This window comes from Candidatus Poriferisodalis multihospitum (assembly GCF_028283155.1).
Classification (GTDB): Bacteria; Actinomycetota; Acidimicrobiia; order Acidimicrobiales; family Poriferisodalaceae; genus Poriferisodalis; species Poriferisodalis multihospitum.
This window is the reverse complement of record NZ_JAPYOK010000122.1, coordinates 16820-42665: the sequence shown is the minus strand read 5'-3', so window position 1 is coordinate 42665 and position 25846 is coordinate 16820. Positions and strand designations below refer to the sequence as shown.

At 65.6% G+C, this 25846-nt stretch carries 22 protein-coding genes and 3 pseudogenes; 8 read left to right on the top strand and 17 right to left on the bottom strand.

Annotated elements, in window-relative coordinates; translation table 11 throughout:
- Positions 1 to 85 precede the first annotated feature (85 nt).
- From VI480_RS15175 to VI480_RS15170, 3 genes and pseudogenes are all read right to left on the bottom strand, one after another.
- The gene (locus VI480_RS15175) at positions 86 to 1183 is read right to left on the bottom strand and encodes an MFS transporter (protein ID WP_323673701.1); all 1098 of its coding nucleotides are present in this window, start codon (positions 1181 to 1183) and stop codon (positions 86 to 88) included.
- Positions 1176 to 1460 (bottom strand): enolase C-terminal domain-like protein, encoded by a 285-nt coding sequence (locus VI480_RS15730; RefSeq protein WP_416246711.1) that lies wholly within the window; start codon positions 1458 to 1460, stop codon positions 1176 to 1178. The genes VI480_RS15175 and VI480_RS15730 overlap by 8 nt, the downstream gene beginning before the upstream one ends.
- 88 nt (positions 1461 to 1548) lie before the next feature.
- Positions 1549 to 2406 (bottom strand): annotated as a pseudogene (locus tag VI480_RS15170) (mandelate racemase/muconate lactonizing enzyme family protein); the annotation flags it as partial.
- Here VI480_RS15170 and VI480_RS15165 point away from each other — a divergent pair.
- Complete coding sequence (locus VI480_RS15165) at positions 2405 to 3328, top strand: TauD/TfdA family dioxygenase (protein ID WP_323673699.1); 924 nt, start codon at positions 2405 to 2407, stop codon at positions 3326 to 3328. The pseudogene VI480_RS15170 and the gene VI480_RS15165 sit on opposite strands and share 2 nt — an antisense overlap.
- 31 nt (positions 3329 to 3359) lie before the next feature.
- The gene (locus VI480_RS15160; RefSeq protein WP_323673698.1) at positions 3360 to 3869 is read left to right on the top strand and encodes a DUF1330 domain-containing protein; all 510 of its coding nucleotides are present in this window, start codon (positions 3360 to 3362) and stop codon (positions 3867 to 3869) included.
- 12 nt (positions 3870 to 3881) lie between these two features.
- Here the strand turns inward: VI480_RS15160 and VI480_RS15155 are convergent, their stop codons facing one another.
- The 6 genes from VI480_RS15155 to VI480_RS15130 all read right to left on the bottom strand — a co-directional run bounded on the left by VI480_RS15155 (position 3882) and on the right by VI480_RS15130 (position 9983).
- Positions 3882 to 4694 carry a 2-keto-4-pentenoate hydratase gene (locus VI480_RS15155; RefSeq protein ID WP_323673697.1) on the bottom strand — a complete coding sequence of 271 codons (813 nt, stop codon included), beginning with the start codon at positions 4692 to 4694 and terminating at the stop codon, positions 3882 to 3884.
- Between the two features lie 60 nt (positions 4695 to 4754).
- Positions 4755 to 5177 (bottom strand): hypothetical protein, encoded by a 423-nt coding sequence (locus VI480_RS15150; RefSeq protein ID WP_323673696.1) that lies wholly within the window; start codon positions 5175 to 5177, stop codon positions 4755 to 4757.
- A gap of 200 nt (positions 5178 to 5377) precedes the next feature.
- Positions 5378 to 6820: an AAA family ATPase gene (locus VI480_RS15145; protein ID WP_323673695.1), complete on the bottom strand. Its 1443-nt coding sequence runs from the start codon at positions 6818 to 6820 to the stop codon at positions 5378 to 5380.
- Positions 6821 to 6959: 139 nt separating this feature from the next.
- A complete protein-coding gene (locus tag VI480_RS15140; protein WP_323673694.1) occupies positions 6960 to 8270 on the bottom strand; it encodes a hypothetical protein in 1311 nt (436 codons plus the stop codon).
- Between the two features lie 83 nt (positions 8271 to 8353).
- Entirely contained in the window at positions 8354 to 8995 is a 642-nt protein-coding gene (locus VI480_RS15135; protein WP_323673693.1) for a nitroreductase family protein, read from the bottom strand.
- Positions 8996 to 9134: 139 nt separating this feature from the next.
- On the bottom strand, positions 9135 to 9983 hold the full coding sequence (locus tag VI480_RS15130) for an HNH endonuclease (RefSeq protein ID WP_323673692.1): 849 nt from the start codon (positions 9981 to 9983) through the stop codon (positions 9135 to 9137).
- Between the two features lie 468 nt (positions 9984 to 10451).
- Here VI480_RS15130 and VI480_RS15125 point away from each other — a divergent pair, with 468 nt between their 5' ends.
- Positions 10452 to 10922, top strand: a complete 471-nt coding sequence (locus VI480_RS15125; RefSeq protein WP_416246710.1) for a phosphoribosyltransferase — start codon at positions 10452 to 10454, stop codon at positions 10920 to 10922.
- 22 nt (positions 10923 to 10944) lie between these two features.
- Here VI480_RS15125 and VI480_RS15120 read toward each other — a convergent pair whose 3' ends face one another.
- Entirely contained in the window at positions 10945 to 11403 is a 459-nt protein-coding gene (locus tag VI480_RS15120) for a Fur family transcriptional regulator (RefSeq protein WP_323673690.1), read from the bottom strand.
- Between the two features lie 62 nt (positions 11404 to 11465).
- Entirely contained in the window at positions 11466 to 12356 is an 891-nt protein-coding gene (locus VI480_RS15115) for a metal ABC transporter ATP-binding protein (protein ID WP_323673689.1), read from the bottom strand.
- Between the two features lie 136 nt (positions 12357 to 12492).
- Between VI480_RS15115 and VI480_RS15110 the strand changes: the two genes are divergently transcribed.
- Together VI480_RS15110 and VI480_RS15105 are read left to right on the top strand one after the other, a co-directional pair.
- On the top strand, positions 12493 to 13695 hold the full coding sequence (locus tag VI480_RS15110; RefSeq protein ID WP_323673688.1) for a metal ABC transporter substrate-binding protein: 1203 nt from the start codon (positions 12493 to 12495) through the stop codon (positions 13693 to 13695).
- Between the two features lie 70 nt (positions 13696 to 13765).
- Positions 13766 to 14665 carry a metal ABC transporter permease gene (locus tag VI480_RS15105; RefSeq protein WP_323673687.1) on the top strand — a complete coding sequence of 300 codons (900 nt, stop codon included), beginning with the start codon at positions 13766 to 13768 and terminating at the stop codon, positions 14663 to 14665.
- Positions 14666 to 14692: 27 nt separating this feature from the next.
- On the opposite strand, the gene VI480_RS15100 is transcribed toward VI480_RS15105, so the two are convergent.
- The 4 genes and pseudogenes from VI480_RS15100 to VI480_RS15085 form a co-directional block, all read right to left on the bottom strand.
- Positions 14693 to 15577, bottom strand: coding sequence for an SDR family NAD(P)-dependent oxidoreductase (locus VI480_RS15100; RefSeq protein ID WP_323673686.1), 885 nt, complete (start codon positions 15575 to 15577; stop codon positions 14693 to 14695).
- Positions 15578 to 15617: 40 nt separating this feature from the next.
- Positions 15618 to 16599, bottom strand: a pseudogene (locus VI480_RS15095) (NAD(P)H-dependent flavin oxidoreductase).
- 40 nt (positions 16600 to 16639) lie between these two features.
- Complete coding sequence (locus tag VI480_RS15090) at positions 16640 to 18334, bottom strand: hypothetical protein (protein ID WP_323673684.1); 1695 nt, start codon at positions 18332 to 18334, stop codon at positions 16640 to 16642.
- A 99-nt stretch (positions 18335 to 18433) separates the two neighbouring features.
- Complete coding sequence (locus tag VI480_RS15085; protein WP_323673683.1) at positions 18434 to 20332, bottom strand: hypothetical protein; 1899 nt, start codon at positions 20330 to 20332, stop codon at positions 18434 to 18436.
- Positions 20333 to 20471: 139 nt separating this feature from the next.
- Between VI480_RS15085 and VI480_RS15080 the strand changes: the two are divergent.
- The 3 genes and pseudogenes from VI480_RS15080 to VI480_RS15070 form a co-directional block, all read left to right on the top strand.
- Positions 20472 to 21371, top strand: a pseudogene (locus VI480_RS15080) (DapH/DapD/GlmU-related protein); the annotation flags it as partial.
- Between the two features lie 6 nt (positions 21372 to 21377).
- The gene (locus VI480_RS15075) at positions 21378 to 22514 is read left to right on the top strand and encodes an amidohydrolase family protein (protein WP_416246709.1); all 1137 of its coding nucleotides are present in this window, start codon (positions 21378 to 21380) and stop codon (positions 22512 to 22514) included.
- 65 nt (positions 22515 to 22579) lie between these two features.
- On the top strand, positions 22580 to 22912 hold the full coding sequence (locus VI480_RS15070) for a hypothetical protein (protein ID WP_323673682.1): 333 nt from the start codon (positions 22580 to 22582) through the stop codon (positions 22910 to 22912).
- An 18-nt stretch (positions 22913 to 22930) separates the two neighbouring features.
- Here the strand turns inward: VI480_RS15070 and VI480_RS15065 are convergent, their stop codons facing one another.
- The gene (locus tag VI480_RS15065; RefSeq protein WP_323673681.1) at positions 22931 to 23896 is read right to left on the bottom strand and encodes a glycine betaine ABC transporter substrate-binding protein; all 966 of its coding nucleotides are present in this window, start codon (positions 23894 to 23896) and stop codon (positions 22931 to 22933) included.
- Positions 23897 to 23927: 31 nt separating this feature from the next.
- Positions 23928 to 25754 (bottom strand): BCCT family transporter, encoded by a 1827-nt coding sequence (locus tag VI480_RS15060; RefSeq protein WP_323673680.1) that lies wholly within the window; start codon positions 25752 to 25754, stop codon positions 23928 to 23930.
- Between the last annotated feature and the right edge of the window lie 92 nt (positions 25755 to 25846).

The window sequence follows — 25846 nt, the reverse complement described above, 5'->3', positions numbered from 1 at the left end:
GGAGCGGTCATCGGCAGCCTCCTGCGCTGAGACAGCCAACCTTGACCGATGCTGCTTGAAAAAACTCAGAACCTGTCGCGCGAAGTCAGACGCAACACAATAGGAACCAGCTCGTGAAGGCGCCGATCATCGACAGCGCAACCGCGAGGTTGGCCACTGCGAAACTCCGAATCCGGAACAGCCGCGGATCGAACAGCGGCTCGGGGTGCCGCGCCGAGCGCAGCAAGAAGAGCGGCAGCAGGGCTGCGCCGCTGCCGAAGCACGCCAAGGTCCAGGCGGACGACCAGCCCCAGTGGCGGCCCTGCAGCGTCGCGAGCACGATCAGGAACACCGCCGCCGTGCCCATGATGACGCCCAGCAGATCCAAGGGAGTGCGCAAATCTCGCTTGGCTGTCTCGTAGAGGAACCGCAGCGACCCCAAGAATGCGAGCGCCGCGATGGGCGCGATCGCCAGGTAGACGCCTCGCCAGCTTGAGAATTCCAGGATCACTGCCGCGAGTCCGGGCGCAATGCCGGACGCGACCATGCCCGCGGCTGCCCAGATACCGATGACGCTGGCCTGGCGGCCCGCGGGGAATTGCGGCAGGACCAACGCCAGCGAAGACGGGACGGTGAGCGCACCGCACAGGCCTTGAACAGCACGGGCGGCCAGCAACACGCCGATGCCCGGCGCGAATCCGGCGACGATCGACGAGACCAGCAATCCCAGCACCCCTGCCCGGAAGACCAGCAGGCGTCCATAGCGGTCGGCCAACCGGCCCCCGACGATGATCGTCGAGGCGAAGGCGAGCGCATAGCCGCTGACAATCCAGCCGGTGATGGCGTCGGAGACCCCAGAGAATGAGCGGACGATGTCGGGGAACGCCACGTTGGTGACCGTGACGTTGACCGTGCCGAGCACGAACGCCAGCGATCCCGTCGCCAGTGCGAGGCCTGCCCGGCCGCGGGGAGCTTCGGCATCGCCGGAGGACCGGTGCGGGCCCGGCGCCGACGGCGGGCGCGCCGACGCTGCAGGGTCGATGCGCTGCGTTTCGATGTGATCTGCGGGCTCGGACGTGACGCGGTCGATGCGCGGCGGCGGCGCGGCGGCCGCGCTGGGAACCAGGCGCGCTGCACCTTCGCTGAGCCGGAGCTGGACGACCTGCGGTGCGGGGTTTGACGCTGAAGCGAGATCCTCAGTCATCGCCCGCCGGCGGACGTCGGTCGCGCAGGCCGCTGAGCCGCGGCGGATGTGCAGCGAGAGCCTCTTCCACGGGCTCGGTGCCCCAGCCGGGCTCGTCGCCCAGCACCAGGTGACCGTCCACGTAGTCGGGCGCGATCGTCACGATCTCGTCGTCCCACGCGATCCGGTCGATGTCGGTCTCCATGACGATGATGTTCGGTGTCGCCGCTGCCCAGTGGGCGTTCATCATGGTGGCGAGGTGACCGTAGAAGTTGTGCGGCGCGACGCTGTGGCCCATGCCGTCGGCCATAGCGGCCATCTATCGTGCAGCCGGCCTTGGATCGGATGTGCGCCATGGCATCGGGATGGTCGGAGTCGATCTCGATCCAGAACATGCCGAAGTCGGCCAGCTCGCGCACGATGCGGGCGTAGCCCTCGGTGCGGGCGTTGAAGTTCAGGTCCAGCAGGAGGTCCATGCTGTCGCCGGCGCCGTCTCGAAACGCCTGAAGGGTCGCCCGGATCTCGTCGATGAGCTGGCGCGACACGTTCAGCTCAGGTGCGTACGGCGTGCCGAAGCCCGGCAGCCAGCCGCGCAAGCCGTCGGGCGTCTGGCGGAAGATGTTGGTCTTGAGGGCGGTGAAGCCCTTGAAGGCGACCTCGGCGCCGAGCGCACGCACGCCGTCGAGGTCGGTGATGCGGTTGCCGTAGATGTGGCCGAGGTTGATGCGCCAGGTGCCGCAGTGCGACCAGTACACGCGGATGCGATCGCGCACCTTGCCGCCGAGCAGGTCGTAGCAGGGCACGCCGAGCGTGCGGGCCTTGGCGTCGAGCAGCGCGTTCTCGACAGCGCCGATGGCCTCGCCGATGATGCCGCTGGCGGCTTGGCGGGTGCGGGCGAACAGGTACTGGTAGGTGGGCTCGTGGTCGAAGACCGAGCGCCCGATCACCAGCGGCGCCAGGGCTTCAATGGCGGTGGTGAGGCCGGGCGAGGCGAACCCCTCGTCGTACTCGGCCCAGCCGACCACGCCGTCGGCGGTGGTGACCTTCAAGAAGTAGTAGTTCCGCCACGCGGCGTCGCACGACAGCGTCTCGACGCGCTCGACCACCGTTCCAGGGTCCGATGATCCACTGCTGGCGGTCACATCACTCACTGCTGTTCTCCCTGACGAGCGCCGCGGCGCCAACTGTCCATCGGCCGACCGCACCCTGAAGCTAATTCGGGGCTGGTGGTACGATCCGGCCATGACGGCTGTCACGCTGAATATCGAACCGCTCGATGCCACGTTCGGAGCGTGGGTCCATGACATCGAGCTCCGGTCCATCGACGAAGCCACGTTCGAGGCACTGCACGAGACGTGGCTCGAGTACGCGCTGCTGATCTTCTCCGATCAGTTCCTGACCAACGACGAGCAGGACGCGTTCGCCCTGCGCTTCGGCAACCTGGAATTCAACGCTGCGCCGATCTCGAACGTCGGCAAGGACGGCAAGGTCCACCACGAGCCCGCCGACGACTTGGTGAAGTCGCTCAAGGGAAACTGGGGCTGGCACCACGACAGCACGTATATGCCACTGCAGGCCAAGGGCGCTGTGTTCACTGCCGAGCTTGTGCCCAAGGACGGGGCCGACACCGGCTGGGCCGACATGCGGGCGGCGTACGAAGTGCTGTCCGACGAAGACCGTGAGCTCGTGCACACGCTGGAGGCGCACCACTCGCTCTACTACAGCCAGGGCCGGGCAGGGCTGCTGCCGCAGAAGAAGGACGACGGCACCTACGGCATGTACGGCTACCACGACATGGACATCTCAATTCGGCCGATGGTGAAGTACCACCCCGACACCGGTCGGCCCAATCTGCTGATCGGCCGGCACGCGCACGACATCATCGGCATGGACCCAGACGAGTCGGTGGCGCTGCTGGACCGGCTCAATCAAGAGGCCTGCCAGCCGCCGCGCACCTACCAGCACGCATGGAGCGCAGGCGAAGCCGTCATCTGGGACAACCGCCGGCTCATGCACCAGGGCGTGCCGTTCGACATGTCCCAGCCGCGCAAGATGTGGCATTCGCGCATCGCCGGCGAGATCGAGTCAGAGCTGGCGCTGAACCACACCGCTGAGACGGCGGGGTTCAAGCACGGCCGCGACGCCATCATGAACTCGGTTTCCTGACCGGTCCGATACCGGAACCGAAAGGAACGACGTGGCTGCATACGTCATCGTGCGGGTCGACGTCACCGATCCGGATCAATACGCGAAGTACATGAAGCTGTCGCCGGGCGCCGTGTCGGCTGCTGGCGGGCGGTTTCTCGTCCGTGGCGGCGCCACCGCGCGCAGGTCGATCGAGATCGAGAGCTTCCAGCACCAGAACCCGATTCCCGCTGCGACGCGGATCGGGCCGCTGGTGGTGTCCAGCATCACGCCGCCGACCAACCCGGGCAGTCGCGAGGTGCCGGACACGCTCGAGGAGCAGATCGAGAACCTGTTCACCCACGTCGGCCAGATGCTCGAAGGCGCCGGTGCCACGTGGGACGACATGGCCAAGATGACGTTCTACGTCACCGACCCGGCAGCCTCACGCCCGGCACTGAACGGTCCGTGGCTGGAGCGATTTCCCGACCCGGAGTCGCGGCCGTCCCGCCACAACATGAAGGTGGAGGGCGGCGGGCCGGTGCAGATCTCCTGCACCTTCGTGGCCTACGTCGAAAACTGAGACGCCGGGCCCTCAGTCGTCGTCTTCGGGGTCTCCGACCCCGAAGCTGATCTGCCCGAGGGGGCCGAAGTCGGCAACGACGGCATCGCCGGGGCGGATCGTGCGTGCCCGGATGAACGAGCCGGACAGGATCGAGTGGCCGGCTGACATCGTGACGCCGAACTCATGGAGCTTGCGGGCGAGCCAAGCCACCGAGTTGAGCGGGTTGCCCATGACGGCTGCGGCGGTGCCGGACTCTTCGAGGTCGCCGTTCAGGTACAGCGCACCGCCGATGTGACGGATGTCGATGTCGGTGAGCTCGGTGGGCCGGCCGCCCACGATGATGAACCCGCATGAAGCAGCGTCGGCGATGCTGTCCACTACGCCGGCCTGGGTGCTGCGCCGGTTGTAGCGCCGATCCACCACCTCGATGCCAGGCAGGATGAAGTCGGTGGCACGCATCACATCGATGGCATTGGTGTCGGGCCCGCCCAGGTCGGACTTCAGCACGAAGACGATCTCGATTTCCACCAGCGGGACATTCAGGATCGAGGCGGGCACGATGGAGCCCTCGTCGAGGAACCAGTTGTCGAACAGCGTGCCGTAGTCGGGCTCGGTGGCGCCCGATGTCGAACGCATGGCCTTGGACGTGAGGCCGACCTTGTAGCCCTTGATGACGCGGCCGGCCGCCACCTTGGCGTCGGTCACGTACTGGCCGATGGCGTAGGCGTCCTCGTTGTCGGCGCCCGGGTAGGTGTCGGTGATCGGGTCGATCCACTCGCGGGTGTTCTCGGCATGCAGCAGCGCCGCAGCCGCTTCCCGCCGCTCCTCGTCGGTCATCGCCATGTCTTGCCCCTGTCTCCGGCGCGCCAGCGTGCCACGCCTCGGCATCGGCCGCTCCGCAAGCTACATGGAGCTGAGGACACCTTCGAGATCAGACTCCAGCGCCTGCCAACGCGGGAGCTGACTGACAGGACCTGTTCGGTCGAGCCGCTCCACGAGCAGCCGGCGATGCGAACTGAACCGCCTGTCGAACTTCTTTCGGTGACGGCCGCTGGTACCGGAGGCGATGGCCAATGCTCTTTGCAGCACATCCTTTGGGTCCGGAATGCTCTCCAAGCGGTGCAGCTCCGGAATCTCCAGATCGTCGGTCGAGCCGGGTCGGCCAGCGACCTGCCGAATGAGTTGCTGATCGGCGAGCAACCATGCTTCCGTCATGCGTACCGGAATCACAGGCACTGTCGGGAGTCCTTCGGCCACCTGCTGCACGGCATGTTCGATCTCATCCAGCCGAGCCTGCGCGCCATCCTTCTCGGCGTCGCGATGCACGAACAGCAGGTCCGGTTGTCGCTCTCCCCGCAGCACGAACTCGAGGCGGTCGCTGATGCGCAAGCCCGGGGGCTCTGGCAAGCGCTCGAACTCGGGTGCAGTCACGTTGATTCGCACGCCACGCTCGATGCACATCGCCTCGAGATGCGCTGCCAGCGGACGATCTGAGGTTCCGTCGGTAAACAGAATGGCGCGTCGGATCACGCCGTCTGCGCTTCGAGTCCGTAGTCATCGAGCGAGAGCTGCGTGCCCACCGCTGTTGTCAGATACGGCACCAAGTCGAGCCGCGTGGCGATACCGACTTCGGAGTGCGGCCCGCGCCAGCTGTCGGCAGATGGCAGCAGACGAAGGACGCGCTCGGGCATACCATCCCGTTCGCAGCGAACACTCGACTTGGCAACGAGAAGCTCGTCGGGGTGGATGTGCTGAACGAGCGCAGGCGAATGCGTATTGACGATCACCTGACGGCCCGGGTTGTCGTCAGCGACTGGCAGGTCGGGGTCAACAGCGAGGTCCCTCAACAGCTCCACCATCTCAGAGACGTTGGCTGGGTGGATGCCGTTCTCCGGCTCTTCCATGCAGAGGAGCCCGCTTTCGTCCGGATCAGATTCAAGGACAGCCAGTGCGAGGAATCTGAGAGTTCCCTCAGAGAGCGCTTGGGCTGGCAGCTCGATGCCATTGAGCTCGGTCACCATGAGCGTGAACAGCTCGTTGGTGTCGTTCTCATCTACTCGCACTCGGCGCGCCCCAACGCCCGAGAGCGCGCCAAGTCGGGCAGCGATACGGGCGTACGTCTCGCCCGTATCGGAACTGCCATCGGCGTTCTGACAATGGCGGTTCGCTACCCGGTGCAAGGTCGCCGGAAGGTGTCGGCCTGCGGCGGTAAGCCGCCGAAGATCCGAGTAGCGGTCGGCTGCTCGCAACGATGTCGGCTCAAGAGCGAGGCGCCGCCAGCTCTGCATCTCACGCCGGGCCGCAAGAATGGTCGGGTTGTCGGCACCTGTGATCGTGCTCAAAACCGTCGCCGGGGCACGCGCAGCCGACGCCGGCTTCGGTCGTCCACGGCTGCCGCCATCCTGGTGAATCTCGATCACCGCCTCGCCGTCACGATCTTCGGTGGAGATGAATGCGGCTGCGCGACGGCCGGAAACTACGGAATCACGAAAGTTCTTCTTGGAATGAGGAAAGCGGAGATGATGATGCGCCTGTCCGATCCTGATAGGTGTCATCGATTCCCGGACAAGTACGAGACCTCCGGATTTGTCGCGGCCACGGGGCCGCTCGTAGCCGACTTCAACTTCGTAGCGGACGAAAGTGATAGAGGCGCGAGCCTCCCTGCCGAAGTCGTCGTGTACTTCGGCAGGAATGATCATCTCCGCTGCGAATCGCATTCGCCGCTGCTCACGAACGGAGCCCCGCCAGAACAGGTCCGCAGGGTCGCCAGAACCGCGCTCGCCTGCTGAACGAACCATGTGAGCCGCTTCCATCAACGGATTCGACGACAGCAGACTGAGGAACTCGATCGCATCGAATACGTTCGACTTGCCAACACCGTTTTCGCCGGCGATGCAGGTGAACGGCCCGAATTCGACATCGAGATCGAGCAGATTCTTGAAGCCGTCAACCTCAAGACGAGTCAACATGTGTGCGCATCTCGCTGTTCCGCGCTGCGCCGCAACGCATGGCGTCGCGGGGTATGACACAGCCAGCGGCATCGATCATCCTGCACCTTTCGCATGCTAGGCGCGTCATTGGGTGAGTTCGAAGGCGAGGTGTTGTGGGTCACGCGAATCCGAAGATCGGCGGGAAGGCCGCGACGACGAACGCAGCCCAGGCGGCGTAGATGCCGAAGTGAGCGGTCTGCCAGCGCACGATGTCGCCGAAGGGGCGTCGGCGGCGCCACAGCTCCAGATAGAGCCACACGCTCCCGGCCAAGTTCACCAGAAAGATGACGTTGATGCCCATGATCGCCGTCCGATTCGGGCTCCACCCGAAGTCGGCAATGCGGCCGATGACAGCCACCAGCGTCAGGACGCTGGTGAGCAGTCCCGCAGCGGCGAGCACAGCAGCTGCGCCATCGAAGAATCCCGGCCGATCGCTCGGGCGTCTCGCGGCGCCGCTGAACAGCAACAGGCCGACCACGAAGCCCAGCAGCACGTTGAACAGGATGAGCGCTTCCCGTTCGCCCTCGATGCTCCGACCGGTCGCCGGCACTGCCACGAGAAATACGACCAACATCGCCGCGAACAGCGGTGTGAAGATGTACGCCAGCAGCGAGGCGAATCTCGAGACGGCACCGGCCCAGAACTCGACGAGCCAGGCGGTGACAACAACGGCGCCGGCCGACCCGGCGACCATCACCCACTCGGTCATCCATCTTGTGTCGATGTCCAAGGCCACGAAGGCGCCGACGGTCAGGGCGCTGAATACCGCGCCCGCCAGCACTATCAGCACGCCATACACAAACCACTCGCCCGTGAAGCGCACATAGTCCATGCGCGGGCTTGGCAGCCTCCAGCATTCTCCGGTTCGAGCCAGGCCGGTGACCAGCCACAGCAGCACCGGCAGGTGCAGCACCGCGAGCACGAACGTGGAGCTGTCGTCGTCGAACGGATACGCGTTGACGACCGCCGCCGAGGCGGCGACGACGGCGCCGATGACGGCAATCACCCAGTACGGCGGCTGCTTCAGCCACACGAACCAGCCCGCCAGCGCCGGCAACACGAGCAAGCTGAAGTTGCGCGCATAGAAGCTGGCGTCATCGGAGTTGGTCAGACTGAATCCGAAGGCCTCGGGCAGTCGCACCGCAATCGCTGCCGCCACTGCGAACGCCGCCATGACCCAGAAGCCGCGCCGCTCGGAGCCCCGCTCGTCCGCTCCCGTCGGCGCAGGCTCGGGTTCGTCCCACAGTCCGGCAAAGCGCTCCCGAGCGAAGGCCCTCACCTCGGGGTCGCTCCCGGCCAGCCGCCGCGCGGCAACCAGCAGCGCCTCGTCTGCGGCGAGGCCCGCTGACTGCAACGCCTCAGTCTCGACCCTCAGGCCAGCGTGAGTGACCTGCGGATCCGCAGCCACCCAGTCTTCGGACTCAGCCATTGCGCGACTCTGATTCAGTGCCCGGCTGGGCTTCAGTCATCGTCGGTCTCGCCCCCACGCAGCCGGGAACGCTCCCGAGCTGGCTAGTAGGTCGAGTTGCCCCAGGTCTCGTCGAAGACGATCTCCGACAGCGGCAGGCGGTCCAGCTTGCGCGGGAACGGCGTGGACCGGTAGCCGACGGCAATGTGGGCCGCAGTGGCCACGCCTTCGGGAATGTCCAGCATCTCGGCGACCTGCGGCTCGTACATGCAGAGCAGCGTGGTGAGCGCGGTGCCCAGGCCGGCCTCTCGGCAGCCGAGCAGGAAGTTCTGCACGGCGGGGTAGATCGAGCCGCCGCCCACGACGCTGAGGCGCCCCAGCTCGGTGTCGGTGGGATGGACGCCGTCGATGTAGCCGCAGGCCACCACGATCACCGGCACTTCGGCGAAGTGCTCGGCGAAGTGGTCAGCGCTGTCGAGAAGCCGGTTGGCCTTCTCGCCGACGATCTCGATGTCGCCCGACCGGGCCATGCCCAGGTAGGCCTTCCACGGCTCCAGGTACCACTCCTGCAGCTGCTGCTTCTTCGCCTCATCGCGGACCACGATGAACCGCACGGGCTGGCGGTTGCCGCCCTGCGGTGCGTGCCGTGCGTAGTCGAACGCCTGCTCCAGCGTCTCGTCCGACACCGGGTCGGTCGTGAAGTACCTCGTCGTCATCGACGTCAGTGCTGCTTCGCCAAGTTCCATGACTTCCTCGTTTCCTTGGACTGCGCCGTTGCCGGCCCCACGCCGAACCCCGCCGACGACGGCGCCACAGTAGCCACCGCCCGAACATCAGGTCGGTTCGAACTGTCGGCCCGTCACCCGGTGCGATCGGCTCAGAACGTCAGTCCTGCAGCAGGTTGAGCACAACGCGCTTGCCTTTGTCGCCAAGCGGTTCAATTCGGTGTTCTCCGTTCTCAAAGCTCCAGACGCCGGTGTTGGCGTCGGCAGCCCGGTAGATGTGAAATGCCACACGGCGCACGCTGTCGAGATCAGCCATCCAACCGTGGTCACGTGCACACTCGCGCAGATCGTCGGAACTGCGATCGACGTGGTGAATCCACTTCTCCATCGCCGTTGGCGCAAGCAATGAGTCGGATTTCTTGCTGTTGACGGTCCGGGATGTCATAACGAAGTTCTCGATCTGCGAGAGACGCGCCCGCGACCACGGCACAACATGATCGAGGGATCCGCTGGCCCCCTTCAATCGATCGCCCGTGTAGATGCAGCGACCACTCTGAATGTCAATCAGACACTCGCGCATCTTCGGCGGCGGCATCACCCGCTCCCGTCCGAACAGATGGGAATAGACATCGTCGACCGGCAGTTGAAGCGTTTCGCGGTTGATCCTCATGACCGCCTGGGCGAACCTGAACTCGACTAACGGTCGCAGTACACCTCCGAACTTCGTCAGGCCTTGCAAGGCATCGGGGAACAGCGTCAGGCCCGCCGTGTCCGATTCGAGGTCGTACAAGAAAGGCGCAGGCTTACCCGGCAGCTCCTGCAGCAGACGTACCGGGTTCTTCAGCAGGGAAGCGCGGACCCTCGCGAGCGCAGTCTCGAGTGATTCTTCCCATCTTGAGTGCCAGGTGGTGCCTTCGGCGCTCCGCTTGACGACGCCCAGCGGTTTGTCGCGCAGATCGCCGCGTCTGCAGTCCAGCAGCAGCTCGCGGAGTCGGTGAATCTCCTGCATGACCGTTGTGTCATCTGCAACCGTGCCGTCGTCTCGCCGCTTGCGTGCCGAACTCTGGCGCAGCGTGACTCCTTGATACGGACGCGCATGCTCCCAGTGGATCTCGATGCAGCGCTCTGCCATCTGCGTTCGGGTGATGACCGGCGCATCGCTGTCAACGGTTGGGGCCAAGTCGAGCAGCGTGAGGAGGAGTCCGAGCTTGTTGGTGCCCGTCATGGAGGCACGGTCGAGGATCTCCAGCACACCTTGAATCGGGTCCAAGCGCGCTGGACCGTCAGATGCGTCAAGTGTCACCGGAACCGACCGTAGCGCCAGCATCGAACAGGCACGTTTCGGAGCTCAGTGATGCGGACGCCGACGGATGAGCGGGAGCGCGTGGCGGCGCGCGCCTAGGTTCGGGGCTGGACGGTGCGGGACGGCCTGGGAGGGCGGGTGAGCGAAGCAACTGACGCTGAAGAACGCGAGGTGATGGACTGGCGGCGCTACGGCGTTGCCGTGCGGGAGCTGGCGCAGATGATCGCCGACGACGGCTACCGGCCCCAGATGATCCTGGCCATCGCCCGCGGCGGGCTGTTCTGTGCGGGCTCGCTGGGCTACGCGCTGTCGGTCAAGAACATCTACGTCATGAACTGCGAGTACTACACCGGCGTCGACGAGCGCCTCGAAGTGCCGATCATGCTGCCGCCCACGCCCGATCTGGTCGACCACCGAGACTCCGACATCCTCATCGCCGACGACGTGGCCGACACCGGCCACACGCTCAAGCTGGTGTACGACTTCTGCCTGCCGCGGGTGCGCAGCGTCCGCACCGCCGTGCTGTACGAGAAGCCGTGGTCGACGGTCAACTGCGACTGGGTGTGGCGCCGCACCGACCTGTGGATCAACTTCCCCTGGTCAACCGAACCGCCCATCGTCACCGACGAGCAGGCCCGCGCCTGACGCAGGCGTCGGCTGAGGCGGCCTAGGCCTCGTCTCCGCAGTCGGAGCACTCGCCGTACAGATCGAGACTGTGACGCAGGGGCGTGAAACCCGCCTGGCCCGCAGCGCCGACGAGCGCTCGGTCGACCTCGTCCTCGAGCTTGCCGTCGAGGCGCATGTCCTCGATGGTCCCGCACGACACGCAGATCAGGTGATGGTGATGCCCGAGCAGCGACTCGGCCAGCTCGAAGTGGGCTCGATCGCCGCCGGCGCTGATGCGGTAGACGATGCCCCCCTCCCGGAGAGCGTCGAGATTCCGGTACGCCGAGCTCTGGGGCAGCTCGGGAACCAGCAGCACGATGTCGCGCAGCGTCAACGGGCGCTGCGCCGTCGCAAGCACGTCGACGAGAGCACGCCGCCCGCCCGTGTAGCGCTGACCGGATACGGCCAGGCGCCGCCCAACTTCTTCGTGGAGTTGATCGAGATCCTTCGGAGGCTCCATCTGGCTTTCCCGGTCAGGCTGGCAAACAGATCAGCGGGGCGACGGCAGGCCGCCCCGGGCGGTCATAGACGTCGGGCGTGCTGGTGCTCTGCCTCGTGGTCATGGTCGTGGTGGTGGCCGTGGTGGCTGCCTGGCGGCGCAAGCTGGCTGTGACGGGCGTGCGAGACAACGCCGACATACGGGCCGTGACTGGGATCGCCTGCCTCGTGGGCGTGGGCGCTCTCCATGATGAACTCGTGCTCGGTGCCGTCGTGGGCCACCACTGCGCCGCCGAATGCCGCCGTCAGGTGCGCATCGGTCAGCACCTCACCGGGAGGCCCGTCGGCAAGCACCATCCCCTTCAGCAGCAGCACGCGATCGCAGCGTCGTGCCTCCTGCAGGTGGTGCGTTGACATCACCACGAGGTGGCCGGCGGCACGCTCAGCTTCGATCACCTCGAGAATGGTCGTCTGGCTCGGCAGGTCCAGGCCGGTGATCGGCTCGTCCAAGAGCAAGCAGTCATAGTCGGACGCGAGCACCATCGCCACCATCACTCGCTGACGCTGGCCCCCGGAGAGCTCGCCGAACGACTTGTGGCGCAGGTGTGCAACGTCGAGCCGCTCAGCAGCAACGCGAACCGCTTCCTTGTCGCTGCGACGAAACCGCCTCAAGAGTCCGCTGCTGCGGTATCGCCCAATGGTCAAGACCTCTTGCACGGTCATCGGCATGAAGGGGTGCGGTTGGTGATGCTGGCACACAAACCCCACCCTGACGTCGCCGGCCGATTCCAATCGGCCCGACGTCGGGCGTTGCAACCCGCTGAGCACCCGCAGCAAGGTGGTCTTGCCGCTCCCGTTCGGACCCATGAGTGCGACCGACGACGGGCCGTCGAGCTTCAGATCGCCTGTCTCGAGCACATGGCAGGGCCCGAACGAGACACGGACATCGTGGAGATGGAACAGGGTGCGCCTCACTTCGGCGTCGCATGTGGATGGGTGATCAAGCCTCGATAGGGTAGCTGAAACTGATTCTCATTCTCAAAACCTTCGGCGAGGTTAGAGCACCATCGGGGCTCTTCCGCACCTGAATCGGAGCTTACGGGAGGCATACATGACGGTCGAAGCGGTCGCGAATCAACCGACACGTCGGCGGATGCGCAGAAGCGGATTGGTGGTGACGGTTGCTGCGGTGCTGTTCACAGCTGCGTGCACGGGATCCGATAGCGACGCCGAGGCCGTTGACGCGACAGATGCACCGTCGGCGGTGCCGTCTGTGGTCGCCACCACGGGTATCTGGGCCGACGTGGTCAGCAACGTGGGCTGCGACGACAGCGTCTCGGTGACCACGCTCATCCCTCAGGGCGGCGACCCGCACACGTACGAGCCGTCGTTGCGAGACCGCGAGACGATGGACGCAGCCGATCTGGTGGTTGCGAACGGCCTGGGTCTCGAGGAGCGACTCGAGGACACCCTGGAAGCTGTCACTGCCGAGGGCGTGCATGTGTTTGAGGTGGCCGAGCACATCGACACGATCGAATTCGAGTTCAGCGGTGGGCACGACGACCATGGCCACGGCGAAGAGGACGGGCACGACGACCACGACGAGGAAGACGGACACGACGACCACGACGAAGAGGACGGGCACGACCACGACGAAGAGGACGGACACGACGACCACGACGAGGAAGACGGGCACGACGACCACGACGAGGAAGACGGACACGACGACCACGACGAGGAAGACGGGCACGACGACCATGACGACCACGCCGGTCACGACCACAGCGGTGGGGACCCCCACGTTTGGTTCGATCTGCAGCGTGTCGCAGGTGTCCTCGGCGAACTGGCCGACGAGCTGATTCATGCCGGCGCCGATGCCGACACGGTCAACGGCTGCCTGGATGCCTACCGTGAGGCGCTGGCCGAAGCCGATGCCGAGGTCGCCGGAATTCTCGACGCAGTGCCGGCTGACCGGCGCATCATGATCACCAACCATGATGTGTTCGGCTACTTCGCCGACCGCTACGGCTTCGAGGTCGTCGGAACGGTGATTCCTTCGCTCTCCACGACAGCGGAGACCAATCCTGCGCTGCTGGAGGAGCTCGCCGAGATCATCGAGCACGAGGGCGTGCCTGCAGTGTTCTCCGAGACGACGCACTCTGACGTCGATATCCAAGCCTTGGCTACCGCCGCAGGGGACATCTCCGTGGTGCAGTTGCTTACCGGCAGCCTCGCGCCGGCAGGCGAAGACGGCGACACGCTGATCGGCATGCTGAGGTTCAACGCGCAAGCAATAGCCGACGCATTGGGCTGAGGGCCTAGCGTTGGCGCGACACCACCCCTGACCAGGGGCGAGCCGACCACCAGCCCACCAGGGGGATGACATGACGTTCCTCACTGATCCGGTGGGCTGGTGGATCGAACCGTTCACCTCCAACCCCTTCATGACCAAGGCGCTGGCCGCGGGGCTGCTCGCTGTGCTGACCACCTCGATGGTGGGCACCTGGGTGGTGCTGCGGAGCCTGAACTTCCTCGGCGACGCCCTGGCGCACGGCGTGCTTCCGGGCATCGCGATCGCATTCATCGTGGGCTTCGACACGGGTCTGGGCGCGCTGGCCGCTGCCGTCGTGATGGTGAGTGCCATCTCGTTCATCCCGCGCATCTCGCCGCTGTCGGAGGACACGTCCATCGGCGTGCTGTTCGTGGGACTGCTGGCGCTCGCCGTGGTGATCATGTCGTCGGGAGCTGCCGCCGGCAGCGGCGATATCGACCGTTTTCTCTTCGGCTCGATCACCGGGGTGCAGAACACCGATCTGGTGCGCCAAGCGGTGGTCGCTCTCGTAGCCGTCGGCGGTGCGGTCGTCTTCTACCGGGCGTTCTTCGTGATGACGTTCTGCGAGGTGCAAGCAGAGATGGCCCGGCTTCGGCCGCGCCTCACCCACGGTGTGCTCATGGGCTTGCTGGCCATCACCATCGTGGGTTCGTTTCAGGTGGTGGGAAGCCTGCTCGTCATGGCCTTCTTGATCGCTCCCCCGGCGACTGCCGCGATGTTCGTGCGGCGTGTGGCGCTCATCATGGTCACGGCGGTGCTGATCGGAGCCGTGTCGGTCTATGTCGGGCTGCTGCTGAGCTACCACCACCGGCTCGCCGGAGGAGGATCGATGGCGTTGACCGCCGTGGCCATCCTGTTCGCGACCATGCTGATCAGGGCGCTGGTGCATGCGCTGCGGCCAGGGCCGCCGGACGATGCGCTGCCCGTGCAGATGCTCGCCGACAGCCGCTGAGCTGCCGTTGCGAGCAGCGGCGGCCGGCTACTGCTCGCCGTCGGTGAAGCTCGTGTAGATGGTGGGGTTCTCGAGATCAGCGAGCTGCTGGTTGCGATGATTCACGTCGGCCAGCAGCTCTGGATGTGACAGCACCCAGAAGCGTCGCTCGTACATGGCCTCGATCACCTTGGCAGCCACCTGGGATGGGTCCATGCCCCGTTCCAGGGCCGCAGCGATATTGGCGTTGCGGCGGCGGGCGTCGGCAGTTTCCGTCGGTGCTTCGCCTTCCGGCCGGGGTCGCCGCTCGCGGCGCAGCTCTTCGGGCCGGTTGCGCTGCGCGGTGGCGATGTTGGTGCGCACCACGCCTGGGCACAGCACCGACACGCCCACATCGGCGTTGCGGTCGCGCTGCATCTCGAGGTGCAGCGTCTCCATGATGGCCACCACGCCGTACTTGGCGGCGTTGTAGGGGCCGAGCCCCGGCACCGACATGAGCCCCGCCACCGAGGCGGTGCTCATGATGTGAGATTCCTCTGCCTCGATGAGGTGAGGCAGGAAGTGGTGTACGCCGTGGATGACACCCCATAGGCAGACATCCACTACCCACTTCCAGTCGACGAGCTGCTGGTTGCGGATGAGCCCTCCCCCGCCGACGCCGGCGTTGTTGCACACCATGTGCACTGCGCCGAAGCGGTCGATGGTGGCCTGCGCCAGCGCACCCACCGAGTCGGCATCGGTGACGTCGGTGATGACGCCGAGCGCCTCGACGCCGTGGCCGGCGATCTCGGCCTCGGCGGCACGCAGCGGCTCCTCTTCGATGTCGGCGAGCACCACGTTGGCGCCCTCGCCGGCAAAGCCCAATGCCAAGGCCTTGCCGATGCCCGATGCCGCCCCGGTCACCACCGCGACGCGTCCGGTCATGGTTTCCATGTCTGTCCCCCTGTGTCGGTTGGCTCGAACTCGGCGGCGCTCACGCGTTGAGATGCTCGAAGCGCTCCATGACGTCGAGATACTCGCTGATCATCTCCTCGACCACCCGCGTGGCCGAGATCGACTCGTTGAGCTGCCCCACCACCTGGCCGACGAAGTAGTTGGCCAGCTCCACTGCGCCCTTGTTGGAGGGGTTCATGGCTGCCCGGTCGATGCGCCGGCTGGCTGCGCCGATGAGCATCGGCTGCAGCGGCATGGGGAGCGTCCCCGGCGAGTTCTCGCCCTCCCACTCGTCGGTCCAGGCCGAGCGAAGCTGGCGGGCAGGCTTGCCGGTGCGCGAGCGCGAGCGAAGCGTGTCTGACGAGCCTGCCGCCAGGAACTTGTCCTTCACCACGGGGTGCGTCTCGGCTTCCTGGGTGGTGAGCCAGACCGACCCGCACCACACGCCCTGCGCGCCGAGCGCCAGCGCGGCGGCCACCTGGCGGCCGTTGCCGATGCCGCCGGCTGCGAGCACTGGCGTCGGGGCGATGGCATCTACCACCTCGGGCACCAGCACCATGGTGGCAATGTCGCCGGTGTGGCCGCCGGCCTCGTGGCCTTGGGCGATCACGATGTCGACGCCCGCAGCGACATGTCGCTCGGCGTGCACCTTCTTGCCGGCCAGGGCGCCCACCAGCACGTCGTTGTCGTGCGCCCGCTGGATCATGTCGGGCGGCGGCGGGCCGAGCGCGTTCACCGCCAGCCGGATCGGGTACGAAAATGCCACGTCCATCAGCGGCACTGCCTGCGCGTACGTCATCGGCGGCTCGGCGTCACCAGCAATGGCGCCGGGCTTGTCTTCGGCCGGCAGCGGCGGCACGTCGTAGCGCTCCATCATGTCGTCGAGGAAATCGCGGTGCGCCGGCGGGATCATCGCCTTGAGATCCTTGACCGACAGCTCGCCCCGCCACCACATCTCGGCAATGGGTGAACGCCACGATCGGAACGTCACATCCCAGCATCTCGCACACAGGTGTCTTCATGCCCCGAAACTACCGGCGCAGCACAACTCCTCGCAGCGCCTCAGGGCACGCGAGCGATGAACCAGCGCTGTCTCAGGTCGACCCATTCGAAGATGCCCTCGCTTGCGGTTGCCTCCGACGGAACCGGTGCCGACGCCGCGACTGGGCCGAAGTCATGAACTCGGGCCAGTACGAAGTCGCTCCCAACCGCCAGGCGAACGACGGCCTCCGCCTCAGCATCAAAGCCGAATGCGGTTGCAGCGAGCTGCCAGTCCCACTCGACACCGTCGGGCGACCAGCCGATCTGGATGTCTCGCGGGCCATTGTTGTCTGACTCGCCGAGGTGGCGCAGCCGACGATGCTCCTCATAGACGTGGCCGACATCGGCACGTGTGAAGACAACCAAGTCCTGACCCGAATGGATATCACTGAACACCAATCCGTAGGTTCCGTCGACGACGCCCCAGCGGACACCGTCGGGCGGCTCATCAAGCGCAGCTTGGCCTGCATCAGACACATGAATCGGCATGTCGTTCGCAACGTCCCACAGCGTTAGGCCTCCGGAGGGCTCGTTGAATCGGAGTTCGTAGTCGCCCTTCGTAACGCGCCCAGCGGGCACGTCACTGTCGGAATCGGCGGCGTCACGGCCCGGTGAGACCGCCACGGCGACTCCTGGAGCGGCAGCAGACAGACTGCTGATCTCGCCCATTCCGCGGAGCAGACACGACGTCTGGCGACCATCACGAGGACTCAGGCAGTCGATTCGAACGCCCTCGTCGACGCTCGTCGCCGTCCAAATCGACCCGTCGCCTCGAACGGTCCGCCGACTACGCCGGTAACCGCCCCTGCGCACCCGCGTCGCGCCGTCGTCCACGACCGTGTCGGACCACGACCGGCCGTCCCTCGACCGCAACAGCGTGGTGGCGCCGCCCTCACAGACCAGCACTATTCCCTCGTGGTCGGCCACACCGGTGATGTCGAACGCCGTCGCTTCGAATTCAGCATGCGGTTCAGTGATGACGCCATCTCCGACGAAGACCATCTGGACCTTCTGCTTCCGTTTCCGCAGGCACTGCTGTTGCTCGTCTGACAGGCCGAGATCCCGGTATGACGGCGTGAGCTCGACCCAGGTGCCTTCATGTTCTCGCTCGAGATCGCTTGCGGGCGGTCGATCTTCCGTGAACTGAAGGGTGATGTGCTCGTCTGAGGGTTTCACCCACACGAGACGCATTCCGGCGGGGTACATACCTCGGTCGGCGAGCAGCGCATCGATGTCGAACTCAGCAGTGCACTGCACCACCGCCACGACTTGCTCGTCCCACGAAATCGCCTCGAGCAATTGCCAGGTCTGTGTGACATACGGAACTGAGGGGTCGATGAGATGCGCCACATTCACGGAGGTCTCAGTCCAACTCAAGCCCCGGTCGTCGGAATGCCATACCCGTTCGACGAGACCTTCGACTTCACGTGGGTCCGACTCGCTGTCCGAAATGTCCTGGCCGAACGCAACCCATTGCTTACCGGACAGGTCAACGCCGATGTCGGCATCTGACGCGATGTCGGCAACGCGGAAGCCATCAGGCAGGCGCATCGGCTGCCACTCGGTGCCGTCCGAACTCACGATTGCGAGGGTCGGCGCCTCGGGTCCCTGATACAGGCGACGGAGTACCCAGCCGCCGCCGACGGACTCAGGCGGACCGTACGAGGCGTAATCGTCCGAGAAGGATCGCAGCTCGGTCCAGTTCAACGGCGGCACGCGCCGCAGCGTAGGTAGTCGGTCAAACGGTGCCCCAACGAATTGCGACGACCGATTGCGGTGCTACCCGAGAGCACCGTCCACGATCGCCAAGCGGCGTCACGGAACGCGGGCGATGAACCAGCGCGGCCCTCTGGCTACTGCGCTCTGCACCAGCGCGCCGCCCTCACCGGAATCGCCTTCACGGAGACCGTTCGCCCCCACTGGCTCGAAGACCTGTACGGATGCGACGACGAAGTCTCCGCCGACGGCGACGATGGCCTGCGCATCGGCGTCGCCAAGCCCGAATGCCTCTCGGACGGTCTGCCAGCCCCAGGCGGCGCCGTCGGCCGACCATCCCACCCACATCTCCGGGTAGTGCGAGTCCCGAGTCTCCATCTGGTCGCCGAACGCGGCTTCGAGATCCTCCATCGTGAACGTCACGAGGTCCTCGCCCGTGTCGGGATCCTCGAAGGTCAGCTCGAAGACATCGCCTTCCTCGACTTCACGCACGCCTTCAGGAGGCTCAACGCTCTCGATGGCCTCTGGGCCGAACACGTACACGGCTGCGTCCGCGGTGAGATCCCACAGCGTGATCCCGCCCTCCGGCTCGCCGTAGCGAAGTTCGTAGCCGTCCTTTGCCACGCGGCCGATCGGCATTCCGGAGTCGTCGCTGACACCCCGCTCGGACGGTGTCCCTGTGGTCGCAAGTCCCGCTGGCCCCACACTGAATTCGTCGAAGCCGCTGAAGTTCCCGATCCGGGCGCTTTGCACGTCAGAACCGCTGCTGCTCAATCGAGCGACGTAGCCGTCAATGCCGTCGGATCGGAGCATCCACACGGTGCCATCGGGCTCGAACGCGGTGCCGCGGAGCCATCCTCGAGCGGAGGGCGCATCAAACGTCCGGTTGTCCCAATCTTGGCCATCGGGCGAGGTGAGCATCGTGAATCCGTCTCGGCCTGACTCAACCAGCATCACAAAGCCGTCTTCAGTACCGGCCGCGCCGGCCCACCAGCCGTCAAGGATCGCCGTCTCGGCGAGTTCGGAGCCGGAGCCTGAGTACACGCGAATGGACCCGGGCTCATGCTCTCCCGCGAGGATCGCCGTCTGCTCAGCCGACAAGTCGAGTTCTTCGACCGTGAATGTCAGCGGCTCGGTAGGCATCTGCGACGTATGGTCGCCTTGGGCGTCGTCCGGAGCCGCTTCTTCAAGCACATCGACGCTCATTTCGAAGCCGAATCCGTCGCCGACGATGGAGACCCAGCGCAGGTGTGTGCCTGGCGGCAACAAGCCTCGATCCAGCAGCAACGCTTCGACGTCGAGGGAGAGGTGCCTCTCGATGACCGCAACGACGTGCGGGCCCGAAGTTGCGACTGCGACCACCCTTGAGTGAGCGACGACGTACTCGGGCAGTTCACGCGGCTCTGCCTCGGGCCGAACCTCGTGCCATGTCGAGCCCTGATCGTCGGAGACATAGATACGGCCGCCGATCACTGCGTCGCGTTGGTCGTTGCGCGACCATCCAGCAACCGCCCACCGCTCGCCGGTCAAGTCGAGGCTGTCCGGCCAGATGGCGGTGGGCAGATGCAGCTCCGACCAGTCGGAGCCGTCTTCGGTGACGATGAAGTGCGGCTCGCCCCCCGATGACTGGCCGCCGACTACCACCCGGCCGTCGCCGGTCGAGAGCAGCACACCGGGCCACTGGATGCCTGGATGGAACTCACTCCATTGCAGCAGCGGCCCAGTGGACCCGCCCTCAGGCGTGGGAACACCGGCAATTCCGTCATCGGCAGTAGTCGCGGCGTCCACGCGATCGGACCGAGCTGCCAATTGCGAGGAAGCGTCTTCGCCGGCGACCGTCTCGATGCGCGCTCCGGCACTCTGCTCCGCCTCAGTCGCGATTGCCTGCTGAGATTCGTCGCTGCCATCAGCAACGACCGTGCCGCTCTCGCCACCTCCACACCCTGTGAGCGCCCACGCCGTGACCACGATGCCGAGCGACGCAAGCAGCTTCCCCACTGCGTTCGTGCACCGCTGACGAACCACTGATGCGAGCCTAGGTCTGGGTGCCTCGACAAACGCTTCGCGCGGGCAACGACGGTGGCCCGTGAACAAAATGCAGCGACGGGTTGAGGGGCTGCGATGGCAGGATGCGCAGATGAGCAACTCGGGAAGCATCAGCGCAGTCGGGCACAGCTACGTGGACACGGCCACGGGCACCAAGCTGGATGCGTGGTTCCCGGAGGGGGCAACGGAGGACTCGCCTCCGGCCCGGTCGTGCTTGGCGGTCGAGCTCGGCGTGAACGTGGGCGAGACGGTCACCGTCACGATTGACGATCTCGAGGCGCCTCCGGCGGATCTGGCCGATGCCTACCTGCGGCTGCACCTGCTGAGCCGCCGTGAGATCAAGCCTCACGACGCCAACCTCGACGGCATGTTCGGTCTGATGACCAATTGCGCGTGGACCAGCGCGGGGCCGGTGCTCCCCGAACGGGTCGACGATCTGCGGACTGCGGCAGCCGCGCGCAGCCAGCCTGTCACGGTCACGGCGGTCGACAAGATTCCCCGCATGGTCGACTACGTGATCCCTCAGGGCGTGCGCATCGGCGACGCCGATCGGGTGCGGCTCGGCGCCCACCTGGCCGACGGCACCACCGTCATGCACGAGGGATTCGTCAACTTCAACGCAGGCACGCTCGGCCCTGCGATGGTCGAAGGACGAATCTCCGCGGGCGTGGTCATCGGCGCACATTCGGACCTCGGCGGCAGCGCGTCGACCATGGGCATGCTGTCGGGCGGCGGCAGGGAGCGAGTCTCGATCGGCGAGCACTGCCTGCTCGGCGCCAACTCGGGCATCGGCATCGCCCTCGGCGACAACTGCACAGTCGAAGCAGGGCTGTATGTCACCGCGGGGAGCCGGATCACCCTGCCCGACGGCTCGGTCGTGAAGGGCCGTGACATCTCCGGGAGCTCAGGGATGCTGCTCATCCGCAACAGCGTCACCGGCGCCATCGAGATGCGAGTTGCCGACCCCAGCTGCTGGGAAGGCATCGATGCGCACACCATGGAACCGCCGGAGTGGCTGGAGCCCTTCGCTTCGCCCGAGGTGGCGCGATACGCGCTCGACCATTTCTCCATCGGCGACAACGACAAGGTGCTCGCGGACATCGAGAAGGCCCGTGCCCGCCAGACCGACCCGGAATTCCGCGCCGGCGCTGCGGCCGAGGTGATGCTGCGCAAGAACTACATCGCCCCGGGCGCCTGGGATCCCGCCGATCGGTCTCAAGCACTCAACGACCTGGGTTTTGCCAGCCAGCTCGTGTTTCCCTCGATGCCCAACACGCTCATCGAGGAGATGGAGCACACTGCCGAACCCGCCCTCACCTACGCCGCTGCCACAGCGGCGAACCGGGCCCAGATCGCGTTCTGCTCAGACGATCCCCGCTTGCTGCCGGTGTGCTCGGTGCCGCTGCAGGACATCGACCGGGCCGGCCCGCACGCCCGCCAGGCGATCGAAGACGGCGCGGCGGCGCTGCTCATTCCCAACCGGATGCCGAAGCACCACGCCCACAGCCATGTCGGCTTCGACCCGGTGTGGGCCGCCGCCCAGGAAGCCGGCATCCCGGTGGTGATGCATGTGGCAACCCCCGACCTGGTGATGCCGCCGCAGCACCGCAACAACGGCCTGCCGCCCGAACCCGACTTCCACGGAGGCGGCGAGAACTTCCGCTCCGTGTCGTACATGGCGATCTCGGCCGCCCCGCTGCAGGCGCTGTCGATGCTGATCTTCGACGGCGTGCTCGAGCGCTTTCCGGCGCTGAAGATCGGCGTGATCGAGCTGGGCGCCGTGTGGGTGCCGGGCTTCATGCGCCAGCTCGAAGCTGCCTTTGACGCGTTCGAGCGGCACGAGCAGCGGCTCGGCAAGCTCAGCCTGCGCCCCTCGGAGTACGTGCACCGACAGGTACGGGTCACCCCCTACCCCACCGAGCCGACCGGCTGGATCATCGAGAACACGGCCCCGGAGATCTGCATGTTCAGCTCCGACTATCCCCACGTGGAAGGCGGTCGCAACCCGCTGCGGCGCTTCGATCGCGAGGTAGAGCACCTGCCCGCCGATGTGCAGGAGAGGTTCTTCCGGCTGAACTTCGAGGACCTGATGGGCACGGCAGTGGCTGACGTGCCGGTCGTGGCGGCTGCATAGGCCCCAAGGCACACGACGCGCAGATCGACTCGCCCGCGCGACCACGACCCGAGAGGTAACGCCAGATGGGAATCCGGCTCGACAAGCCATGGCAGCCGCTCGACGGCGCTGCAATCGATGCCATGCCGGCGCAGCTCGGCGTGTATCACATCGGCGACGACGACGGCACGGTGCTGTCCGTGGGCTATGCCGGTGCGCACGAACTCTTCGGCATGCAGTCCGCACTCCGGCGTGAAATGGAACAGCACGGCGGCGCCACGCAGTTCCGGTGCGAGTTCACGTCGAACTACCGCAGCCGTTGGGATGAGCTGCTGATGCTGCACCTCGCCGACCACGGCGACCTGCCCGAGCCGCAGCGCGACCAAGCGGAGCGGGTCGGGCGGCTCACCCCCTCCTGAGCAGCGGCGGCTGACGGCCTAGGACGCAGCCCGTGCGTTTTCGAGCCAGCCGTTGACCTTGGACCGGTTGTCCTCGATCCACTGCATCGCATCGGCACGAATGTGCTCCTGGGTGTAGCCACCCGCTGCCATCCGCTCGTTCTGTGTCGCTATCCATCCCAGATCGATCTTGACCTGCTCGAGCAGGCTGCGAATGTCCGGATGGCTGTCGAGAAAATCGGCATTGGCGACGGCTCGGATGTCGTTCACTTCGAACGCGGAGTCCAGCCACACCACGTTGTCACCGGGGGTGAGGATGGTGTAGGTCCAGTTCGGCGTCCAGCCGTAGAACAGCACCGGCTGGCCGGCATCGACGCGGGATCGCACCTCGCCGATGAGGTCGTTGTAGTTGCCCGAGTCCTGCTCGACATTGGCGCCCCAGTCGCTGTCGGCAATGTGGCCGTCAATGATCTGGGCACATCCCCAGTCCGCGTTGCATCCGTACAGGTCAGCGGTGCCGTCGCCGTCGGTGTCGAACTCCCCGGCGATTGAGGGGTTGGACAGCTGGCTCATCGACGACAGGCCCAGCCTGTCGGCCGTAGCCTTGTCGACCAGGTACCCTTCTCGGCCTCCGCCGCCCACTTGGACGCCGACCGGTTCGATCTCACCTTCGGTCGAGAGCCCGGCGGCGGTTTCAAAATCGAGGAACAAGTCGTGGTTGGGGAACCAGCCGTTGGCCCACAGGTCGTATTGGCCCGTCCTCAATGCGGGATAGAAGTTGAGCGGCCCCTGCTCATGCTCGGAAGGATCGGTGACCTCGTAGCCCAGCTCTCCGATGAGCGAGGCGTAGATCTCCGCTTGTGCATAGCCGCTGTCCCAGTTGGCCCGGGCCATGCGCACCGTGCCGTCTTCCTCCTCGCTTGAGAAGATGACGACGAGTGCGACGACAACCAAACCAACCAAAGCGCCGACCAAGATCAGATTTCTGCGTCGTTGCTTTGTCATTTCTTGTCTCCTCGTTGCTGTATTCGGCCGGTCACCGTGTCGGCCCGTGCTGAAGACGTTCTTTGGCGGTGGCGATCAGTCCGCTGTGCTGTGATCGGAAGATCTGTTCGTCGTAGTGGCTCTCGAGCAGGTCCAGTTCCTCATCGAACGCCTTCTTGCAGCTCCAGCACATGATCAGCAGGATCAGTGCGAACGGCAATCCGATGGAGACTGCCGCTGTCTGCAGGGCGCTCAGTCCGCCGCCGATCAGCAGCGCGATCGCCACCGCGCCTTCCATGCATGCCCAGAAGACCCGCTGGGGCTTCGGTGAGTCCAGCTTGCCGCCGGAGGTGAGATGGTCGACGACCAGCGAACCCGAATCCGAGGACGTCACGAAGAACGACACCAGCAGCAGCACGCCGACGAACGAGACGAGGCCGGTGAGCGGGAACGACTCCAGCATGTCGAACAGGGCGGTGGCGACGTTCTCATTCACTGCGGTCGCCACGTCGCGCAACCCGTTCTGCTGCAGGTGGATGGCAGAGCCTCCGAAGACCGCCATCCACAAGAAGCACAGGATCGACGGCAGGACGATGACTCCCAAGAGCAGCTCGCGCACCGAGCGGCCCTTGGAGATGCGGGCGATGAACATCCCGACGAATGGCGACCACGAGATCCACCATCCCCAGTAGAAGATGGTCCACCACGCTTGCCATTGCGTCTCGGTGAAGGCTGCATTCCAGAATGCGAACTCCGGCAGGATCTGGATGTAGTTGCCCAAGCTCTGCGTGTACAGCGACAGGATGAACAGCGTCGGGCCGACCAGCAGCACGAAGATCAAGAACGCGCCTGCCAGCCAGATGTTCAGCTCGCTGAGCCGCTTCACGCCGGCGTCGAGCCCGGCAACCACCGAGATGGTCGCCAGGACCGTGATGCCGACGATCAGGAGCACCTGGAACCACTGCTCGTCAGGAAGGCCGAACAGCTTGTTCAGGCCCGCTGAGGCCTGGCTCGCACCGAAGCCGAGCGATGTGGCCAGCCCGAACAGCGTGGCCATGACCGTCAGGATGTCGATGACGTTGCCCCATGTGCCGTAAATCTTCTTGCCGAGAATCGGGAAGAAGATCGAGCGGAACGTGAGCGGCAGGCCTCGGTTGTAGGCAAAAAAGCCCAGCGCCAACGCGACCAGCCCATAGAGGGCCCAGCCGTGAACCCCCCAGTGGAGATAGGTCGTCGCGAGCGCCGCCTTGCCTGCTGCGCCGGTTCCGGCCTCGACGCCCTCGAAGAACGGGGCCGGCGACGTGAAGTGGAAGATCGGCTCGGCAACCCCCCAGAACATCAGCCCGATGCCCAGTCCCGCCGACAACAGCATCGCGTACCACGAGACCGTGGAGAATTCCGGCAGGGCGAACGGGCCGCCCAACTTGATCTTCCCGTACCTGCTGAACGCGAAATAGATCGCCACGATCAGGAAGATGTTGAAGTCGAGGATGTAGAACCAGCCGAGCTTCTCGTTGATGAAGTCGAGGATTGAGCTGAACACATCCTGGGTGCCGTCGACGAAGATCGACAGCAGGATGAAGGCCAGCAGGATTCCCGACGACCAGAACGTGACCTGGGGATGGATGTCGAAGCCGGCACGCACGATGTTGCGGTCGCCTGGCTCCCGGTCGGCCACTTCGGGGTAAAAGTCGATGTCCGGATCGATCTGCAGGCCTTGCAGCGGCCGACGGTTGTGAATCGCCTCGTCGCGTCGGCGCTCTTCTTCCTCCTCCCAATCGTGCAAGGCGAGCGTCGCCTCGGTGAGGTCGATGTCCGTGTCGTCGGGACTTCGGTGAATCCGCGGGTCAACGGCCGCGCTTTCTCGGTCTTCGTCCATGTTGGACCCCCTGTATTCCCCCAAAGGAAGGCCCGGGACAGATCGCAGTCAAGCCGGCGACTGCCTCGCGGGCTGAGACCTAACGTAGTTCA

Excerpts from the sequence above, each read along its gene's own strand:
- VI480_RS15105 (WP_323673687.1), top strand. The coding sequence starts at position 13,766 with ATGACGTTCCTCACTGATCCGGTGGGCTGGTGGATCGAACCGTTCACC.
- VI480_RS15730 (WP_416246711.1), bottom strand. The coding sequence starts at position 1,460 with ATGGGCCACAGCGTCGCGCCGCACAACTTCTACGGTCACCTCGCCACC.
- VI480_RS15110 (WP_323673688.1), top strand. The coding sequence starts at position 12,493 with ATGACGGTCGAAGCGGTCGCGAATCAACCGACACGTCGGCGGATGCGC.
- VI480_RS15135 (WP_323673693.1), bottom strand. The coding sequence starts at position 8,995 with ATGGAACTTGGCGAAGCAGCACTGACGTCGATGACGACGAGGTACTTC.
- VI480_RS15130 (WP_323673692.1), bottom strand. The coding sequence starts at position 9,983 with ATGCAGGAGATTCACCGACTCCGCGAGCTGCTGCTGGACTGCAGACGC.
- VI480_RS15120 (WP_323673690.1), bottom strand. The coding sequence starts at position 11,403 with ATGGAGCCTCCGAAGGATCTCGATCAACTCCACGAAGAAGTTGGGCGG.
- VI480_RS15070 (WP_323673682.1), top strand. The coding sequence starts at position 22,580 with ATGGGAATCCGGCTCGACAAGCCATGGCAGCCGCTCGACGGCGCTGCA.
- VI480_RS15165 (WP_323673699.1), top strand. The coding sequence starts at position 2,405 with ATGACGGCTGTCACGCTGAATATCGAACCGCTCGATGCCACGTTCGGA.
- VI480_RS15175 (WP_323673701.1), bottom strand. The coding sequence starts at position 1,183 with ATGACTGAGGATCTCGCTTCAGCGTCAAACCCCGCACCGCAGGTCGTC.
- VI480_RS15100 (WP_323673686.1), bottom strand. The coding sequence starts at position 15,577 with ATGGAAACCATGACCGGACGCGTCGCGGTGGTGACCGGGGCGGCATCG.
- VI480_RS15155 (WP_323673697.1), bottom strand. The coding sequence starts at position 4,694 with ATGGCGATGACCGACGAGGAGCGGCGGGAAGCGGCTGCGGCGCTGCTG.
- VI480_RS15075 (WP_416246709.1), top strand. The coding sequence starts at position 21,378 with ATGGAACCGCCGGAGTGGCTGGAGCCCTTCGCTTCGCCCGAGGTGGCG.
- VI480_RS15145 (WP_323673695.1), bottom strand. The coding sequence starts at position 6,820 with ATGTTGACTCGTCTTGAGGTTGACGGCTTCAAGAATCTGCTCGATCTC.
- VI480_RS15125 (WP_416246710.1), top strand. The coding sequence starts at position 10,452 with ATGGACTGGCGGCGCTACGGCGTTGCCGTGCGGGAGCTGGCGCAGATG.
- VI480_RS15060 (WP_323673680.1), bottom strand. The coding sequence starts at position 25,754 with ATGGACGAAGACCGAGAAAGCGCGGCCGTTGACCCGCGGATTCACCGA.
- VI480_RS15140 (WP_323673694.1), bottom strand. The coding sequence starts at position 8,270 with ATGGCTGAGTCCGAAGACTGGGTGGCTGCGGATCCGCAGGTCACTCAC.
- VI480_RS15065 (WP_323673681.1), bottom strand. The coding sequence starts at position 23,896 with ATGACAAAGCAACGACGCAGAAATCTGATCTTGGTCGGCGCTTTGGTT.